At 56.9% G+C, this 390-nt stretch carries 1 protein-coding gene; it reads left to right on the forward strand.

The features are described from left to right. Window positions 1-231, forward strand: a 231-nt coding sequence (locus ACTNDJ_RS08990; protein ID WP_441083580.1) for a hypothetical protein, incomplete at its 5' end; no start/stop codon positions are given. Window positions 232-390 lie beyond the last annotated feature (159 nt).

The raw sequence follows: 390 nt of genomic DNA on the forward strand, positions 1-390 counted from the left end.
GAAAACCTCGTGCGCTCATTCCTGAGGCACGACAAGGTGTTGACGAAACCAAACGAGACGAAAGCATTCTGCCGCGCCCTCGACAGCATCGCCTCGACCGCTATCCGTGACAAGAACACCGCCGAGTTGGCACGCATCTGGAGCGAGGAGGGTGACGCGCTCGCCTCCAGTTGGGACGTCATCGCTGACCTGTTGCCACACATGTCCGAGCAGATCGGGATCACGCCATGACCACAAAACCATTCCCGAAACCATTCCCCGAACCGTTCAGGAAACCATTCCCGAAACCGTTCAGCGAATCATTGCCGAAACCCTTCGGCAAACCCATCCCCAACTACTTACAAACCTTCAAACCTTCAAACCGCCCGCGCAGCGCGAGTAACGCTGAAC

Source organism: Collinsella sp. HCP3S3_D1 (assembly GCF_052064015.1).
In the GTDB taxonomy this organism is placed as follows: domain Bacteria; phylum Actinomycetota; class Coriobacteriia; order Coriobacteriales; family Coriobacteriaceae; genus Collinsella.